Annotated in this window: 16 protein-coding genes; 3 read left to right on the forward strand and 13 right to left on the reverse strand. The window is 39.1% G+C overall.

The window, feature by feature from the left end:
- Positions 1–53: 53 nt before the first annotated feature.
- From secF to queA, 5 genes are all read right to left on the reverse strand, one after another.
- Positions 54–1,001, reverse strand: coding sequence for a protein translocase subunit SecF (gene secF, locus GQR46_RS01700; RefSeq protein ID WP_007586474.1), 948 nt, complete (start codon positions 999–1,001; stop codon positions 54–56).
- 9 nt (positions 1,002–1,010) lie between these two features.
- Positions 1,011–2,870 carry a protein translocase subunit SecD gene (gene secD / locus GQR46_RS01705; protein ID WP_165739576.1) on the reverse strand — a complete coding sequence of 620 codons (1,860 nt, stop codon included), beginning with the start codon at positions 2,868–2,870 and terminating at the stop codon, positions 1,011–1,013.
- A 19-nt stretch (positions 2,871–2,889) separates the two neighbouring features.
- A complete protein-coding gene (gene yajC, locus GQR46_RS01710) occupies positions 2,890–3,225 on the reverse strand; it encodes a preprotein translocase subunit YajC (protein ID WP_007586472.1) in 336 nt (111 codons plus the stop codon).
- A 25-nt stretch (positions 3,226–3,250) separates the two neighbouring features.
- Complete coding sequence (gene tgt, locus GQR46_RS01715; RefSeq protein ID WP_165739578.1) at positions 3,251–4,378, reverse strand: tRNA guanosine(34) transglycosylase Tgt; 1,128 nt, start codon at positions 4,376–4,378, stop codon at positions 3,251–3,253.
- A 183-nt stretch (positions 4,379–4,561) separates the two neighbouring features.
- The gene (queA, locus tag GQR46_RS01720) at positions 4,562–5,593 is read right to left on the reverse strand and encodes a tRNA preQ1(34) S-adenosylmethionine ribosyltransferase-isomerase QueA (RefSeq protein ID WP_165739580.1); all 1,032 of its coding nucleotides are present in this window, start codon (positions 5,591–5,593) and stop codon (positions 4,562–4,564) included.
- 187 nt (positions 5,594–5,780) lie between these two features.
- On the opposite strand from queA, the gene GQR46_RS01725 reads away from it, so the two are divergent.
- Together GQR46_RS01725 and GQR46_RS01730 are read left to right on the forward strand one after the other, a co-directional pair.
- Positions 5,781–8,312, forward strand: a complete 2,532-nt coding sequence (locus tag GQR46_RS01725; protein ID WP_165739582.1) for a GGDEF domain-containing protein — start codon at positions 5,781–5,783, stop codon at positions 8,310–8,312.
- Between the two features lie 180 nt (positions 8,313–8,492).
- Positions 8,493–8,705, forward strand: coding sequence for a hypothetical protein (locus GQR46_RS01730; protein WP_002957835.1), 213 nt, complete (start codon positions 8,493–8,495; stop codon positions 8,703–8,705).
- Positions 8,706–8,729: 24 nt separating this feature from the next.
- On the opposite strand, the gene GQR46_RS01735 is transcribed toward GQR46_RS01730, so the two are convergent.
- From GQR46_RS01735 to GQR46_RS01765, 7 genes are all read right to left on the reverse strand, one after another.
- Positions 8,730–9,650, reverse strand: coding sequence for a hydrogen peroxide-inducible genes activator (locus tag GQR46_RS01735; protein WP_007586467.1), 921 nt, complete (start codon positions 9,648–9,650; stop codon positions 8,730–8,732).
- Between the two features lie 82 nt (positions 9,651–9,732).
- Positions 9,733–11,001 (reverse strand): inorganic phosphate transporter, encoded by a 1,269-nt coding sequence (locus GQR46_RS01740; protein WP_007586466.1) that lies wholly within the window; start codon positions 10,999–11,001, stop codon positions 9,733–9,735.
- 39 nt (positions 11,002–11,040) lie between these two features.
- Positions 11,041–11,718, reverse strand: coding sequence for a TIGR00153 family protein (locus GQR46_RS01745; protein ID WP_002957838.1), 678 nt, complete (start codon positions 11,716–11,718; stop codon positions 11,041–11,043).
- 150 nt (positions 11,719–11,868) lie between these two features.
- Positions 11,869–12,570, reverse strand: coding sequence for a phosphate signaling complex protein PhoU (phoU, locus tag GQR46_RS01750; RefSeq protein ID WP_007586465.1), 702 nt, complete (start codon positions 12,568–12,570; stop codon positions 11,869–11,871).
- Positions 12,571–12,616: 46 nt separating this feature from the next.
- Positions 12,617–13,444 carry a phosphate ABC transporter ATP-binding protein PstB gene (gene pstB / locus GQR46_RS01755; RefSeq protein ID WP_007586464.1) on the reverse strand — a complete coding sequence of 276 codons (828 nt, stop codon included), beginning with the start codon at positions 13,442–13,444 and terminating at the stop codon, positions 12,617–12,619.
- Positions 13,445–13,471: 27 nt separating this feature from the next.
- The gene (gene pstA / locus GQR46_RS01760) at positions 13,472–15,121 is read right to left on the reverse strand and encodes a phosphate ABC transporter permease PstA (protein WP_007586463.1); all 1,650 of its coding nucleotides are present in this window, start codon (positions 15,119–15,121) and stop codon (positions 13,472–13,474) included.
- Between the two features lie 15 nt (positions 15,122–15,136).
- A complete protein-coding gene (locus GQR46_RS01765) occupies positions 15,137–17,371 on the reverse strand; it encodes an ABC transporter permease subunit (protein WP_165727118.1) in 2,235 nt (744 codons plus the stop codon).
- Between the two features lie 380 nt (positions 17,372–17,751).
- On the opposite strand from GQR46_RS01765, the gene GQR46_RS01770 reads away from it, so the two are divergent.
- Positions 17,752–18,258: an ACT domain-containing protein gene (locus GQR46_RS01770; RefSeq protein ID WP_165739583.1), complete on the forward strand. Its 507-nt coding sequence runs from the start codon at positions 17,752–17,754 to the stop codon at positions 18,256–18,258.
- 176 nt (positions 18,259–18,434) lie between these two features.
- Here the strand turns inward: GQR46_RS01770 and GQR46_RS01775 are convergent, their stop codons facing one another.
- Complete coding sequence (locus tag GQR46_RS01775; RefSeq protein ID WP_007586459.1) at positions 18,435–18,890, reverse strand: hypothetical protein; 456 nt, start codon at positions 18,888–18,890, stop codon at positions 18,435–18,437.
- Positions 18,891–19,075 lie beyond the last annotated feature (185 nt).

Consider the following 19,075-nt stretch of genomic DNA (forward strand, 5'->3'; position numbering starts at 1 on the left):
TGCAGGTATAAAAAAACCGCTCATAGGAGCGGTTTTTATTTAATGAGACTCTACTACGGCATTGCGTCTAGGTCTGCACCTTCTTTTTCAATTACTTCTGGTATTAAGTCTTCTTTGCTTACGCCCATTGCTATAGCAACAGAACTCGCAACATAAATCGAAGAATAAGTACCAATAAACACACCAAACAGCAATGCAGTTGCAAAGCCATGAATGGTTTGTCCGCCCCATGCAAACAAAGCAATCAATACTAAAATAGTCGTGATTGAGGTTACAAGTGTACGGTTAAGTGTTTGCGTAAGTGAAATATCAATAATTTCTACTGTATCGTCAATGCGCACTTTACGGAAATTTTCACGAATACGGTCAGATACAACAATCGTATCGTTAAGTGAATAACCTATTACCGCAAGAATTGCCGCTAATATAGTTAAATCAAACTCTAAACCTAATATCGAAAATAAACCCACAGTAATAATAACATCGTGTAGTAGTGCACCTACCGCACCCACAGCAAAGCGCCATTCAAAACGAAATGCAACGTAGATTAAGATACAAATAAGTGCAGTTAACATGGCAAGGCCACCCTGCTCTTTTAAGTCTTCACCTACACTTGGGCCCACAAACTCAATACGGCGCATTACTACGCTGTCATCAGCTTTTTTAAGCGCATCGATTACTTGGTTACCAATTACTTCAGCTTTAACATCACTACCGCGCGGTGCTAAACGAACTAAAATCTCTTGGCTTGAACCAAATAGTTGTACTGATGCATCAGCAAAACCATTATCAGCTAGCGCAGCACGTACTTTTTTAAGGTCTGCTGGCTGTGAAAAACCAACTTCTACCGCAGTACCGCCGGTAAAATCTAAACCAAAATTTAGACCTTTAACAAAAACTGATGCAAACGACGCTAAAATTAATAACGTCGAAAAACCCATAGCCACTTTACGAAGAGACATGAAACGAAGGGTTCTACTACCCAAACTTAAAATTTGCATGTCAGCTCCTTAAATCGAAAGTTTATCAATACGTTTACCACCAACAAATAAGTTGATTACCGCACGGGTACCAACAATGGCTGTAAACATTGAAGTTAAAATACCAATCGCAAGTGTCACTGCAAAGCCCGCAATCGGACCTGTGCCTACTGCAAACAGTATAATGGCAGCGATTAACGTGGTGATGTTAGCATCAAATATAGTGCTAAATGCGCTATCGTAACCGAAATGAATCGCTTGTTGAGGGCTGCGGCCATCGGCCAGCTCTTCACGAATACGTTCAAAAATAAGTACGTTAGCATCAACTGCCATACCTACGGTTAATACAATACCTGCAATACCAGGTAGCGTAAGTGTCGCGCCTGGAATTAAAGACATAACACCAACAATCAGTACTAAGTTAGCCGCAAGCGCAAGGTTTGCAACCATACCAAAGCCTTTGTAGTACACAAGCATAAACACAAGTACAAACGCAAAACCAAGTGCAACCGCAGTCATACCCGCTTCAATATTTTCTTGACCTAAACTTGGACCTACAGTGCGCTCTTCAACAATTTGAATTGGTGCTACAAGCGCACCTGCACGAAGTAGCAAACTTAAGTTATGTGCTTCAGCTGGGTTATCGATACCTGTAATACGGAACGAGCGATCAAGACGTGCTTGAATTGTTGCTACGTTAATAACTTCTTCAACCTTAATAGGCGGAAGCGCTTTACCGTCTGCATCTTTTTTACCTGATGGCTTGTACTCAATAAATACCGTTGCCATACGCTTACCAATAGCACGTTTGGTAAAGGCATTCATTTTTGCCCCACCTTTGCTATCTAGCGTAATACTCACTTGCGGGCGTTGGTATTCATCAGCGCCAGATTGCGCGCCAGTTATATGGCTGCCTTCTAGAATAATACGCTTTTTAAGTACAACAGGGTAACCGTCGCGGCTCATGATCATTTCAGTACCCGCAGGGATACGACCTTGAGCAGCAGCGCTAATATCAGCGTTTTCGTCTACTTCACGAAATTCAAGTGTTGCTGTTGCGCCTAAAATTTCTTTAGCGCGTGCTGTGTCTTGAATACCAGGTAGTTGAACAATAATACGCTCAGCGCCTTGGCGTTGTACGTTAGGTTCTGCAACACCAATTTGGTTGATACGGTTACGAATAATCGTTTCATTTTGCTTGATAGCGTAGTCACGAATTTCTTTGAGTTTTTGTTCACTCATTGTCGCAAAAAATGCTTTATCGTTACTGCTGTCATCAATGTAGACATTTAGCGGGTAGCGAGTTTCTAAGAAGCTCTCTGCTGCATTTTTGTCTTCTTCAGTACGCATTTCTACACGCATACGATCGGAGCCTGCTACGCGGCGAACACTACGGTAACGTAGTTTTTCTTCGCGCAGGTCGCTACGAAAATCTTGTTCCATTTGCTCAAGCTGGTTATCAACCGCTGTTGCCATGTCGATTTCCATGGTGAAATGTACGCCACCACTTAAATCAAGACCTAGCTTCATAGGGTTGCCACCAACCGCTTTTAACCAAGCTGGTTGAGCTGGTGCCATATTAATGGCAGAAATATAATCGTCGTTAAGCGAATCACGCAGTAAGTCATGCGCTTTAAGCTGTTCTTCAACATTTTTTAAACGAACTAAAATTTGTCCATCTTCAAGTATTGTCGATTTAGCGGTTACATTATTTTTTTCAAGGATTGCGTTTACTTTGTCTACAACACTGAGATCGACATCAGCGCCTTTAGCACCTGAAACTTGTATAGCCGGATCGCGACCATACAAGTTTGGAGAGGCATATAAAAGGCCAATGGCTACCACAGCTAAAACAAGTAAATACTTCCAAACTGGAAACTTGTTTAACACGGGGTCGTCCTTATTATTTTTATAGCGACTTCATTGTGCCTTTTGGCAATACTGCAGATACTGCAGATTTTTGTACTGTTACTTCTGCCTGCTCGTTTAAAGAGATAACGATGAAATCTTTCTCTTCAGAAATCTTCACAATTTTACCCACTAAACCGCCTTGGGTAAGTACTTCATCGCCTTTAGCCATCATACTCATTAAGCTTTTGTGCTCTTTAACGCGCTTAGCTTGCGGGCGGTAGATTAAAAAGTAAAAAACCAAACCGAAAATAGCTAACATTATTAGCATTTCCCAACCACCGCTTGCCGCAGGTTGACCAGCTGCTGCGTGTGCATTTGAAATAAATAAACTCATGATACTTCCTCTTTAATTTTAAAGTTTAATTTTTTATATCTACTAGCTCTGGCACGTCTTGGCCTCGGCGAGCATAAAAATCTTGTACAAATTCTTCTAATTTACCTTCGCTAATTGCATTACGTAAACCTTCCATAACACGTTGATAGTAACGTAAGTTATGAATTGTGTTTAGTCGCGCACCTAAAATTTCGTTACATTTATCAAGGTGATGCAAATAAGCTCGTGAATAGTTTCCACACGTATGACAATCACACTCAGGGTCAAGTGGCCGTGTGTCTGTTTTATGTACTGCGTTACGTATTTTTACTACACCCGTGGTAATGAATAAATGGCCGTTACGCGCATTACGTGTTGGCATAACACAGTCAAACATATCAATACCACGGCGAACAGACTCAACTAAATCCTCTGGCTTGCCTACACCCATAAGGTAGCGTGGTTTGTCTTCTGGCATTTTAAACGCACAATGATCAAGAATATTCATCATTTCGTTTTTAGGCTCGCCTACTGATAGACCACCTAATGCATAGCCATCAAAGCCAATTTCTTCTAAGCCTGCTTGCGATTGTGCACGTAATTCTGGGTACATACCACCTTGAATAATACCAAACAAAGCAGATGGATTGTCGCCATGCCCTTCTTTTGAGCGCTTAGCCCAACGAAGAGATAACTCCATAGAATCTTTAGCTTCTTTTTCAGTTGCTGGATATGGCGTACACTCGTCAAAAATCATAACGATGTCTGAGCCTAAGTCGCGCTGTACTTCCATCGACTTTTCAGGCGACATCATAATTTCATCACCATTTACTGGAGATTGAAATAACACGCCTTCTTCAGTGATTTTACGCATTGCGCCTAAGCTAAATACTTGAAAACCGCCTGAGTCAGTTAAAATTGGGAAATCCCAATTCATAAAGTCGTGTAAATCACCATGTTGCTTAATGATTTCAGTACCTGGACGAAGCATTAAATGAAAGGTATTACCTAAACATATTTGCGCACCAGTGGCTTTTACTTCATCTGGCGTCATACCTTTTACAGTACCGTAAGTACCAACAGGCATAAATGCAGGTGTTTCTATTACACCACGGTCAAAAATTAAGCGGCCGCGGCGCGCTTTTCCGTCAGTACAATCTAATTCAAATTTCATATCATCCTCAATGTCAGAAAAACAGTCCAACAAGCTATAATTTAACCGCTCGATTCTACCCTTTTTACCTCATTAATACTATTAGCTGCGATAAATTCAGGTTTGCTTATTATGCTAAACAAAAACCCCAGCTTCGTTGCTGGGGTTTTTAGTGTTTTTTACTGAGTATTAAATAATAAACGGTTACTTGCGTGTTAAAAACATCGCATCACCGTAACTAAAAAATCGGTATTTTTGTTCAATTGCCGTATTGTATGCACCCATAATATTGTCTTGTCCGCTAAAAGCACTGACTAGCATTATAAGCGTTGATTCTGGTAAGTGAAAATTTGTGACCATGGCATCAACAACATTAAATTGGTAACCCGGAAAAATAAATATATCGGTATCACCAAAATACGTATCTAACTTGCCGCCGTGAACTTTAGCTGCCGACTCTAATGAGCGTACTGAAGTTGTGCCTACAGCAATTACGCGCCCGCCACTTGCTTTGGTTTGTGCAACGGCAGCAACTACATCATCGGGTACTTCAATGTACTCGGAGTGCATTATATGCTCATCAACACTATCTACTCGTACTGGCTGAAAAGTACCGGCGCCAACGTGTAAAGTAACAAAGGCCATGTTTACACCTTTATCTTTTAGTGCCGTCATTAACTTATCGTCAAAATGTAAGCCCGCTGTTGGCGCAGCAACTGCACCTGGCTTTTCTCCATAAACAGTTTGGTAACGCTCGCGATCAGCTTCGGTATCAGGTCGGTCAATATAAGGAGGCAGTGGCATATGACCAATATCATTAAGTATATCTAGCACGTTTTGGCTATGATCAAACTCAAGCTCAAATAATGTATCGTGGCGTGCAACCATTATTGCCTTGGCTTTGCCCTCTAAAATAACTTCGTTACCAACCTTAAGCGACTTGCTCGCGCGTACGTGCGCAAGTACGCGATGTTCATCTAGCACTCGCTCTACAAGCACTTCAACTTTGCCGCCAGAGGCTTTTTGACCAAACATACGTGCTGGAATTACGCGTGTATTGTTAAAGACTAACAAATCGCCTTCGTTTACTAAATCAAGTATGTCGCTAAACACTTTATGTTCTAGAGTTCCGCTTGGGCCATCTAAAGTAAGTAAACGGCTGCTAGTTCTGTCCGCTTTAGGAAAACGAGCTATTAATTCATCAGGTAAGTCAAAGCTAAAGTCAGCCACGCGCATAATTAGTAATCCACATCATTTAAAATCGCGCCAAGTGTATATGTATCGGATATTAAGCTCAAGAAATCAGCCAAACTTATAATGTCTTGTTTGCGTGTTTGTCATTTAATTTTCTTGTTCTTATGGTTAAATGTCACTATTCTTGTTCGGCTGAATTATTATAAGTTACATTAGGGGTGTTCAACACGTGCCAAACCAGCTTAAATTGCTAATATTAAACGCAAGTAGTGCTGAACGTCGCGCGATTAAAGGCACTTTAGATAGCTTAAATGTATTTACCTTTATTGATGCGCAAGATAGCCAACAAGCTTTAAAGCTTTTAAAACAACACCCTGTTGATATTATAATAACGGGCATTAATGTTGGAAAAATTGACGGCTGGCGCTTTTCGAGGATGATCCGCTCAGGATTATTAAAAACACCAAAAAACACCCCAATTTTACTTATTCCGCCAATTTACTGTGAGCGTATTGCCGAAACAACAGCCAGAAGCTACGGGATAGATGCTGTACTGCCGTTTGAACATAAAGATATGCTTCCTCAAGTGCTTGCGAATGTTTTATCTACGCACCTAGAAAAAAGTAGCCGACTAAATTTATTGCTATTAGAGCCACTTCAAAATACGGCCGACAAAATTAGTGAACAGTTAAAGTTAAACTTTGCTATTACTCACGTTACCTCAGCTGAAGCAGCACTAAACGCTTACAACCAACAGCAGTTTTCAATTGTGCTACTCGATGCCACTACATCAAGTGCAGGGAGCTCGAGTGTACTCGTTGAAGAAATACTACAGCACAATTCTAAACAAGCTATTGTTACGATTATAGAAAGTGATGATGCTGATTACGCTGAGCAGCTTTTGCTGTCTGGTGTTACCGATTTTATTAGAGCCCCATACGACCCTTCATTTTTAAATAAAGTGTGTGACCACGCCGCACGACGTGAAGATTTTATGGTGAGTTATGCTGAGTTTGCTTACAAAGTAGAGCAGCTAAGCGTGAGCGAAGTGCGTTACAAAGAGTTATTTTCGGCTCATCAGCGTATTTTATTGCATTTGAATACGGTTGTTTTAGAGCTTGATCAGCAAGGGCATATTCGTTTTATTAACCCTGCATGGGAGACATTAAGCGGTTTTGGTGTTAAATCATCACTACAAACCCCACTAAGCGCTTATTGTAATAACGAAGATAAAGAAAGACTAAATTATACTATTAATGACATTTTACATGGTGGCGAACAACAGCAACAAATAGAAGTAAAGCTCACCCATAAAAATGGCAATTTAATTTGGGTCGAATGCAGATTACAGCTAATCAAAAATAGTCGTAATAACGCGACCATAACCGCCACTATCGACAACATACACGAACGTAAACAAGCAGAGATCCAACTACGTCATTTAGCACACCATGACCCATTAACTGGTTTACATAACCGTTATTACTTTGATCAACAGCTTAATAAAATATGCCAAGATAAATACACGTATGATGGCATAGAGCATGCTGTTATTTATATTGACCTCGATCACTTTAAAATAATAAACGACAGCAAAGGTCACCACCAAGGTGACATAGTATTAAAAGAAGTCGCGCAATTATTTAAAGCAAATATTGGCGAAGACCATTTGGTGTGCCGAATAGGCGGCGATGAGTTTGCAGTCATACTTACCGATATGAATTTACTGGATGCACACCTTATTGCTGAAGGTGTGTGCAGCGCAATAGAAAAACATGCTTTTAAATCAGAAGATCAGATATACACAATTAGCTGCTCTATCGGTTTAACTCAAATTACGATACAAAACAATGATCCTAATGAATGTTTAAAACAAGCCGATATTGCTTTGTATATTGCCAAAAATTTAGGGCGTAACTTAGTACATTGCTACTCAAAAGAGGACGCTCAAAACAATACGCTTCAAACTGGGCTTGAATGGGGTCACGAAATTCGACAAGCACTGCAGCAAGATAATATTGAACTGCATTACCAACCTATTTGGGATTTTAAAGAGTGTAAAGTTGCTTATTTTGAAGCGCTCTTACGCTTAAAACTCAAAGGTAAACTTGTGTACCCAAATCAATTTATTCCCTCTTTAGAGATGCTTAACGACACATTTTTGATGGATCAATGCGTTATACGTAATGCCGTTGCTTGTGTATCTAAGCACCCAGAGTTAAACCAAGTTGCTATTAATTTGTCAGCACAATCATTCTTAGATGAACGCTTATTGCCATTAATTGAATCAAACCTTGAAAAGTATAACGTGCCCCCTTCGCGGATAATTTTTGAAATAACTGAATCAGCAAGTATTAACAACTTAAAAGCGACTCGTAAAATGATTGAGAAGCTTAATAGCTTAGGCTGTCATTTTTCTATTGACGATTTTGGAACTGGCTTTAGTACATTTAACTATTTAAAGCAGCTTCCAGCACAGCATGTAAAAATTGATGGCTCATTTGTAAGCGACATGCTTAATGACCCTATAGACTTAGCGTTAGTAAAAGCAATAAATGATATTAGTCGGTCTCTCGATAAGCGCTCTGTAGCTGAGTACGTTGAAAACGAAGAGATATTTTTTGCACTAAAAGAGATAGGTGTTGATTATGGACAAGGCTACTTTATTGCACGCCCAATACCTGTTGAAAAAGTAAAAGATGAACTTGAAAAAATTTCAAAAAATAAAACGTTTTACCAACAACAAGCTAGCCCAAAATAAACAAAATTAAACAATTTGTTACTACCAATATTACCTTTCTTGCCTATACTTTCAGTATCAAATAAAAATGTCGTGCATTTTAACGCATTTCACTTTAAAAACATGACATTACCTTTTGGCGGCGTAGTACTGATATTTATAGTGGGTTTCAAAGCTATTTAAGCTTTTAAGGAGAAAGGTATGACACAGCTAGTTATGTTATTACTGATTATACATTTTGCAATCGCGTATCAGTGCTATCGTTACGCAAATATTAAAGGCTACCCAGTTAAGGTTTTTACTGTATTAGGTTGCGTGCCTTACTTTAACTTGGTGGTATGGATTTATTTACTATTTTTACCCGAACTTGAGCCTTTTGAAAGCCATCTTCAAAATCAAAAGCAGCCTTTATAGGCTGCTTTCATTCATTTCCTATTCTTATTTAGAAAAATCTAAACTACATTGGCGCTTTAAAAATATCTCAAGCTGTTGACTAAATAACTTAAAGTCGCGGATCCGCCCCGTAGTTTTACGCCACAATATGCCAATATCTCTATATGCATCGCTTTGTGATGGTGTTGCCACCATATTTTTATTATCTAAAATTCCGGCGTTAATCGCCATTTGTGGTAAAAAAGTCACCCCGAGCTGATGCTCAACCATACTCAATAATGTATGCAAGCTTGCTGCTTCAAATGGGTTAATACAACTAGCACGGTTTAAATGACATGCACTAAGCGCATGGCCTGTCATACAGTGCTCACGCTCGAGTAAGAATACGCTAGCCTCTGGTAATAGATTAAAGTCGACTACGCCCTTTGCAGCGCTGTAGTCCTTATGGTGCACTAAACTAAACTGATCTTTTGCCAATACTTGTGTATGAAATTTATCGGTTTCGTATGGCAGTGCAAGTAGCGCTAAATCAATATGCCCATGCTCAAGTTTATCCAGTAGCTTATCACTCGTATCTTCTATTAATACCAACTCTAAATCACAAAAGGTTTCTTTACAAAAGTGATACAGAGGAGCCGCTATAAAGCTAGCAATTGTAGGTATAACACCCACTGTTAATTTACCACTCAGTGGTGTTAAAAAGCTTTTAGTGAGTTCTTTTAAACTAATTGTATCGTTAATTATTTTACGAGAGCGCTCAACAACTTCTTCACCAATACTGGTAAACATAAGGCTGCGATTTTCGCGTTCAATAAGCTGGCAACCCAACGTTTCTTCAAGATTTTGAATAGCACTGCTTAAAGTAGATTGCCCTATAAAACAGGCACTGGCAGCTCTGCCAAAGTGCTGATGTTGATGAACAGCTAATAAATACTGTAGCTGTTTGATACTTGGAAGATTGGTCATTTTTTCTTTCCACAAATAAAAAGACCCCAACACCTAGGGCATTGAGATCTTTTCAAGCTAAAAGTCTTTGAGTACTTTTTTGTTAAACCCCAAATGCGGTTCTTAGTACGTAGAAAATAACAATAGCAAGGGCAGCGCCAACTGGCAATGTAATTACCCAAGAAACTACAATGTTTCTGATAACACCCATGTTAAGTGCACCAATTCCACGTGCCATACCTACACCTAATACTGCACCCACTAAGGTTTGAGTAGTAGAGATTGGCATACCAGTACCTGATGCAATAACAACGGTAGAAGCAGCGGCTAGTTCAGCAGCAAAACCACGGCTAGGCGTTAAATGTGTAATGCCTTCACCAATCGTTTTAATTACTTTTTTGCCCAAAATAGCAAGACCCGCAACAATACCGAAACCACCTAGAGGTAAAATCCACCAAGCAATAGCCGCTTTTTTAGCAATTTCACCATTGTTTTCAACAATATTTACAACAGCAGCTAGTGGACCGATTGCATTAGCAACATCGTTAGAACCATGTGCAAAGGCCATACAACATGCTGTTAATACCATAAGAACAGCAAACACTTTTTCAACATTGTTGAATTGCATTTGTTTATCTGCTTTTGGATCGATATTTAAACGAGAAATAGCAATTTTACCAATTATAGCAACGACAACTGCTACAGCTATTGCTAAGGCGTACCCTTCGGCTGCACCTAAATCAACACCAACATGCTTTAAGCCTTTTTTAATTGTGACCAAGGCCATTATAAAACCTGCTAAACCCATATAAAGTGGTACATAGCGTTTAGCATTTTTTAGTGGTGCATCTGTATTAAAAATAAGTTTTTGTGCACTCATAAATATTAAGTATGCAATAAAGCCTGATATGGCGGGCGTTATAATCCAACTACCAACAATACCACCTACTTTATCCCATTGAATCGCCTCAGTACCAACAGCAACTAACGCAAAACCAATGATTGCACCAATGATTGAGTGAGTCGTTGATACTGGCCAACCCAAGAACGAGGCCATTAATAACCAAGCACCCGCTGCAAATAAAGACGAAATCATACCCAGAACCATAAGTTCAGGAATGTCTGCAAATGGTGCGGCATCGATAATTCCTTTACGAATTGTTGATGTAACCTCACCACCTGCTAAGTAAGCGCCTGCAAATTCAAAAATCATCGCTATAAAAATAGCTTGTTTGATTGTTAGCGCTTTTGAACCTACAGATGTGCCCATGGCGTTCGCTACGTCGTTCGCGCCAATACCATAAGCCATAAAAAAGCCGACTGCTGCGGCAATTAAAATTAATACCGTGCCGTAAGATGCAATGATATCCATTGTAAAACCTTAATCTTTCGTGTTTGAACTGATTTTAAATTAACGAGCTAACATCAGCTCAAGACGTGATCCTACGCGCTCTGCAATATCTGCAAGCTCGCCAACCCATTCAATGATTTTGTACAAAAACATAACATCAATTGGATTTAACTCACCCTCTACATCACGTAGCTGGCGGCGTACTTTTATCTGCATTTCGTCCGTGTCTTGTTCTATGGCATCCAATTCAACTAACATTTTTTCTACTAAGGTGACTTCTCGACCTTTAAAACCCGTTTCTAGCAATTCTTCTAACTCGTTAATTGCTTTAGATGCTTGTTTAGTCGCATCTACACAACGGGTTAAGTAAGCTAAGAAATCAGCTTGCATAACTTTTGGAATGGTCATTTCACGACCAATCACTCGCCCTGCAATATCTTTTGCTTTATTGGCAATTTTATCTTGTTGAGTTACTAGTTCGAGAAGATCTGTACGCTCTACCGGCATGAATAAACCACGCGGTAATTGTAAACGTATATCTCTTTTCATATCATCAGCTTCACGTTCTAAATTGCGAATAGTGATGCGAAGCTCTTCTGCTTGTACCCACTCTTCTTTAAATACGTGATTAAAAAAAGGTATCAAAGCTTTACTTGCTTGATGAACCTTCTTGATGTGTTCTTCCATTGGTTTGATAGGAGATTTTGCAAATACTCCTAAAAACGCGTTTGTAGGCATAACTGACCCTTTAATCAAATTGATATGCTTTGCAGCATGAATTTTACAGTATTAACCAAGATTGTGAACGCTTTTTATTACTTCACTAAAGCTTGCAATACATAAAGCGACACTAAGCCGCTTTAATAGAAAAGCATGATGGGTAAAAAATCATAGTGATTTTTCTATATCTTCTTGAGATGTATGGCGAATATCTTTGCCATTAACAAAATAAATAATGTATTCAGCAATGTTCTGACAGCGATCACCAATACGCTCTAATGAGCGAACAGACCAGACTAAGTCCATGATTTTAGGTATTGAGCGTGGATCTTCCATCATGTAAGTCATTATTTGACGTGTGATGGCTTCATATTCGCGGTCAACCTTTGCATCTTCTTTATGTACTTGAAATGCACGTTGCACATCCATACGGGCAAATGCATCTAGTACGTCGTGTAGCATTTTTAAAACCTGGCGGCCCATATTTTCAATATTTACTAATAAATCTTGCTGATCTTTGGTAAATGAGTCTAGTGCAACTTTAGCAATTCGCTCAGCTTCATCGCCAATACGCTCTAAATCAGCAATTGTTTTAGCAATTGCAATCACTAAACGCAGGTCACTTGCTGCAGGCTGACGACGAGCAATAATACGCGTACACTCTTCATCAATGCTTACTTCCATTGCATTCACTTTATAATCGTTCTGACGTACCTTTTGAGCAAGCTCTGCATCGTTACGACTCACCGCATCAAGCGCACTATTTAACTGCTGCTCAACTAAGCCACCCATACTTAATACATGATTACGTACATTTTCTAGTTCTTGGTTAAAACGCCCAGAAATATGTTTATTAATATTATGTTCCATAGTTACCTTCTCTCTTAATCTTGCACAACACGCTACAACGGGCTAATTAACCGTAACGACCGGTAATATAATCTTCGGTCTTTTTCTTCGTTGGTGTAGTAAATAAGGTATTTGTGTCTGAGTACTCAATCAATTCGCCCATATACATAAAGGCTGTTTGATCAGATACTCGTGCTGCTTGTTGCATGTTATGTGTAACAATAACAACGGTAAATTGGTTTTTTAAATCGTTTATTAGCTCTTCTATTACCAAAGTAGAAATAGGGTCAAGTGCTGATGTAGGTTCATCTAATAAAAGAACTTCTGGCTCAATTGCAATTGAGCGAGCAATAACTAAACGCTGTTGCTGACCACCCGATAAGCCAAACGCGCTATCGTGTAATCTATCTTTTACTTCATCCCATAAAGCAGCACCACGAAGTGATTGCTCTACCACTTCGTCTAACTTACGCTTCTCTTTAATGCCTTGTAAGCGTAGGCCATAAACCACATTTTCATAAATTGATTTAGGAAATGGGTTAGGACGCTGAAACACCATACCTACATTACGACGAAGTGCTGCTACATCTACGCTCTTATCGTAAATATTTTGACCGTGAAGTAATATTTCACCTTCAATACGACAAATATCAACCAAATCGTTCATGCGGTTAATACAACGTAATAGAGTTGATTTACCACAGCCCGATGGTCCAATAAACGCAGTTACTTGGCCTTTTGGAATGTTCATATTTACTTTATTAAGCGCTTGCTTATCACCGTAGTAAAGATCGAGATCTTTAATCTCTAGCGCTTTTTGGTCATCCGTTAAATTTTCTAGGTCTAACTTCTGGCCTATATTAGCTTGGTTTACTTTTGGAGCGACTGTAATCATTTTTGTTACCTATAAAATCTTTACTAATTAGTGTTCAAGCGATCTGTACTTTTCACGTAAATGGTTACGTATACCAATGGCCGTTATGTTTAGGGTAATAATCACCGACACCAATAAAAAGGCCGTTGCGTATACCAGCGGGCGTGCCGCTTCAACATTAGGGCTTTGGAAGCCAACATCGTATATATGAAAGCCTAAGTGCATGAACTTTCTATCTAAGTGAAAATATGGGAAGTTGCCATCAAGTGGTAATGTAGGAGCCATTTTTACAACGCCTACTAGCATTAACGGTGCAACTTCACCTGCAGCACGCGCAACTGCCAGTATTAAACCTGTCATAATTGCAGGGCTTGCCATTGGAATAATTATGCGCCATAACGTTTCAACTTTTGTTGCGCCAAGCGCTAGTGAACCATCACGTACGGTACTTGGAATACGAGATAAACCTTCTTCAGTCGATACAATAACAACTGGCAGCGTTAGTATAGCGAGCGTTAATGCCGACCACATTACACCTGGCGTACCAAATACTGGCGTTGGCGACGATTCTGGATAAAATAATTGGTCTAAGCTACCACCTAACATGTATACAAAAAAGCCGAGGCCAAATACACCGTATACAATTGAAGGAACACCGGCCAAGTTAATCACTGCGATACGAATCATTTTAGTGATTGCATTTTTTGCGGCGTACTCGTGTAAGTAAATTGCAGCAACAACGCCAAACGGCGTCACAATTACAGCCATCAGCATAACCATAAATACAGTACCAAATATAGCAGGGAAAACACCGCCTTCTGTATTTGCTTCACGTGGATCATCGGATACAAACTTACCTAGTTGCACAAAGTAGTGGCCTAGCTTTGCAAAAAAGCCCATATCGTTTGGAAACCAAACATCAAGTACTTGATACATAGGAATTGTAACAACTTCACCGCGCATATCTTTTACAGTTACGTGGTCACGTTTAGCTTGTTTGCGTAGTGCAAATAAATCTTTTTCAAGTACACCATACTCTGCACGTAATTCAGCACGTGCTTGAGCAAGCTCAGCAACACGCTCATCAGTGAGAGCGTTATCAAGTAAGTAGCCTTTTTCTTTTAAACGTAAGCGTTCAAGTGCGTAGTTAATATGCCCAATGTCACCATTTTGCAAATCAAGTGCTTCGTCATTTAAATCAACCGCACGCTCTACAAGCTCATGTAGCGCTTCTATTTTATCGCCATTAACCGGTTGACCGTCTTTAATAACGTTTTGCACATAACCATAAAAGTTACCGTTTTTACTACGCTCAAATACTGCAAGCGCCGCTGGTGCTGTTTTATTTGTTATGTCGGTTTCTAATATCCAACGAAAATCTAAATCTACATATTCGCGGTTACCTGTTTTAATAAGTAAGCGCTCTATTTCTTCTTTTTCAAACCCGCTAACATCAATACCTGTCGCGGCTAAACGCGTTTTTGGTACTAATTCACGATCGTAAACTTCGCCAATAACGGTTTGCTTTGCAATCGACCCTTCAAGTTCAAACTGTACAACTTCTGAAGGCCAGAAAAAGCTTAACCCTTTCCAGGCTATCATTGCCAATAAGCCTAAAACTGAAATCAAACTGATGCTCACTGCACCACCGGTCATCCAAATCCAAGGAGAACCAGACTTAAACCACTGCTTTACCATGTCATGTCTCTCCGCTTACATTGAGCTGTATTTTTCACGCAGTTGCTGGCGAACAAACTCAGCGACTGTGTTAAAAATGAATGTGAATATGAATAATACAAAGGCTGCTAAGAATAATATTCTATAGTGCGAACTACCTACTTCTGACTCTGGCATTTCAACTGCAATATTTGCTGCAAGCGTACGCATACCTTGGAAAATGCTCCAATCCATAATCGGTGTATTACCGGTTGCCATAAGTACAATCATGGTTTCACCAACTGCTCGGCCAAGTCCCATCATTACCGCAGAGAAAATACCTGGACTTGCTGTTAGTAATACAACACGTATTAGTGTTTGCCACTGCGTCGCACCTAATGCTAATGAGCCATTTGATAAATGCTTTGGAACACTAAATACCGCGTCTTCTGCAATTGAGAATATAGTAGGAATAACCGCAAAACCCATCGCAATACCTACAACAAGCGAGTTACGTTGATCGAATGTCATACCTAGCTCATTTGTTAAGTACTGACGTACATTGCCGTCAAACATCCAAAGTTCAACAAATTCGCTCATAGCAAACGAAAACCAACCAATAAGTAAAACGACCGGAATAAGGATGATTGAATGCGAACCATCAGGAATTCTATGGCGTATTTTTGTTGGTAATTTAGTCCAGGCTAAACCTGTCGCTAACATACCTAAAGGTAATAATATGAGTAACCCAACAATGGCAGGTAAGTGCTCTTCTATTAATGGGGCTAACCAAAGACCCGCTAAAAAACCTAAAATAACGGTTGGTAATGCTTCCATTATTTCAACGGTAGGCTTAACCACTTTACGTAATTTGCTCGACATAAAGTATGCCGTGTAAATAGCCGCCGAAAGCGCGATTGGTACAGCAAACAACATCGCATAAAGTGCTGCTTTTAATGTACCGAACGAAATTGGCACAAGTGAAAACTTAGATTCAAAGTCGTCACTGGCTGATGTTGACTGCCAAATATAACCTGGCTCTGGGTAACCTTCGTACCACACTTCTTGCCAAAGTGCTGACCACGTAACTTCTGGGTGCTCGTTATGAATGTCTAATACTGTTAGCTTATTATCCGCTAAAATTAACGCAGCATTTGAACGTGGTGCAATTGCAAAGTTTTCTATTGCGCCTTCACTTACTTTCCCCTGCCAAAGTTTTGCTTCGCTGGTTGTGTAGTACACGCCTAGCTCACCATTATTGCCGGTAGTAAAAAAAGTACGACGGTAAAACTCAGTAAATACATTTAATTTACTTTGCTTAGTTGTTTCAAATGAGCGAATTTTTTGATATTCACGGCCTGTGTCAGTGTTTACTTCAAACCACTGCGAAACCTCACCGTTATCATTAGCAAGCATGAGTGAGTTTGCGCCCGCTAGCAGTTGTGCAGATACAATATTTGCATTTTCTTCGTTAGCCGAAAGCAACTGAATTTGCTCTACATCACTTGGGTCACGCGTATCGTATACATACACTTGATTAGCAGAACGTACAAAAGTACGTGTTGTATCTGGCGACATTAATAATTCGTCTACACGTCCATTAACATCAAGTTCTGTACGCTCAACAACCCACTCTACTTCACCGGTAAACATATTCTCTTCAGCAATAAAGCTGCTAAATAATACACGCTTATCTTCTGTAAGAGCTACAACCGCTGTTTTGTCTTCATAGTGACTAAATGCAAAGCGTTTAATAGCTGCACCTTGTTCATCTACTTCTAAAGCCATTTCCCCTAGAGGAAAACCTAAGCGAGGTGTTAATTTACGCTCGTTATTTGGAAAGGTAACTAAAAATTTAGGTGCAACAACCATTACGGTGCCATCTTCTAAACCAAACGCATAATGCCCTTGAAAAGGCGCGCTTGTTGCAAAGCTTGTTGCATCACTTGGTAGCTCGGCGTTTAATGTTTTAAGCTTTTTACCAAAGCTGCCATCTTGCACACTGTAAAAATCAACCTGACCTTGCTGACTGAGTAAATAAGCAACTTCAGTTTGCTCTTCTACACCTAAGCCTGCTATTTGCTGTGAATTAGCAACATGAAAGCTATCGCGTTTTTCTACTTTTGCTGATTCAAAAATTGGCTGTACTACATAAAGAAGGTAAAAGAATATTAATAGCAGTGCTACCAATACCATTATCCCACCTGCGGTTATGCCAAACTTGGCAAACCGATCTTTAAATAGACGGCTTCGATCCGTATTAAAAGTCGGCTTATTCGGATTTGAAGTCATCAAAACACCCTTAAATCTTAACGTTGCATAAATTATATTTCATCAAGATGACAGTAATGTTACAGCAGTAATAATAAGCACTCTAAAACAGCTTTAAATAAAACTAACGAGGGAAAAGTCTAAATTAGCTTCAAATAGGTGATTTATAAGTGAACTAAATTATAAAATAATTGGACAAAGTATTTATCGAGGTCAATACTAAAAGAGTACTTAGTAAATAATAATGACTATTAATACTGCGTATAGTCAACACAACTATATTCATTTTTTTAATTTATAATCAAAGATTTATAAAAAGTGCAACAACACACAATTTAAATTAGACAACATACTTAATGCCTATGCATTTACTTTCTTTGGGCTTAAAAAGAGAATTATTTATGAAGCAGTTGGTTATAACTATTTTAGGGAAAGATCGCCCTGGTTTAGTAGAGAGCATCTCATCAGTCGTATTACAAAATCATGGCAACTGGCTTAGTAGTAACTTAAGCCATTTATTAGGTCATTTTGCAGGTATTATTCAACTTGAAGTTGCTGAGGAGCATTTTCAATCATTACAAAGTGCTTTAAATAAGTTACCTAAATTAGACGTTCGTATTGAAACCGGAAACACAGAGATTGAACCATCAACACTAGAGCAAATTAATCTAGTTATAACAGGTAACGACCGTCCTGGTATTGTTCAAGAACTGGCAAGTATAATACGTCATAAAGGCGCTAATATTACTCACTTAAATTCAAGACAACAAAGCGCACCTAATTGGGGAGTGCCTATTTTTAGCGCTGTTGCTACCGTTACTCTGCCAAATGGTATGGATAAAGACGAAGTTATTGAAGCATTGGAATCAATTACAAGTGATTTGATTGTAGATACGGAAGAAGTTTAACCTCCATTTATGCGTGCCATACAACTGACACGCATACCATTTTAGTCCATCAAAATGCTCTGCAGATTATTTAACGCAGACATAAAATAAGCCGATGCAAGCATCAGCTATTTTAAATAATCACCTTAAAGCTAATAAGAGCGAGATAAACTCAGTAATCCCGCTCTTTTATAAAGCTACATATCCATATGACGATTAGTACTTTGCATCATTTGCTTTATACCTTGCTTTTCAAGCTCTAGTATTTGTTGAAGCTTTTCTTGCCCACTTTCGGTTTCGGCGCGTTCAAGTAAGTATTCATATAACTCAATCACTTTTTGATGTTGCTGTGCTAAATACCCTTGAATGACTTCTTCATCGAATTGCTGATCTTTACTAATGTCTTCAAAAGTAATTAGCTCAGGATTTTTAGCAAAGTATTCATAACTGTACGTATCGAGCGTATTTATTTCGGTTATCGCTTTAAACCCGACTAAATCTTCGGCGAGTTTTTTTTCGTAATTTAGGTAGTAGTCCACCAGCATTGCATTATGTTCATCGAGTAAATCCTTTACGCTATAAAAATTAGCCGCCATTTGCGTATGAAACAAAACGGTCCAATCGTATACCTCTTTAATTGTTTTAACTTGCATGTGCATTCCTTACTTAGTTGACTGTATAGGTAATACACTGCGTAAAGCGTGCCAATTAAAAAGCTATTTAAAAACAGTTAGTTAATTTAAATATTAGTAATAACTAGCTATTTAATAGAACAACTTACAAATTATAGGTAATTTTTATAGAGCAATGCATGGGTAGTAACAGCATTGCTCTATAG

The sequence above is a fragment of the Pseudoalteromonas sp. Z1A6 genome (genome assembly GCF_011378745.1).
GTDB classification, from domain to species: domain Bacteria; phylum Pseudomonadota; class Gammaproteobacteria; order Enterobacterales; family Alteromonadaceae; genus Pseudoalteromonas; species Pseudoalteromonas arctica.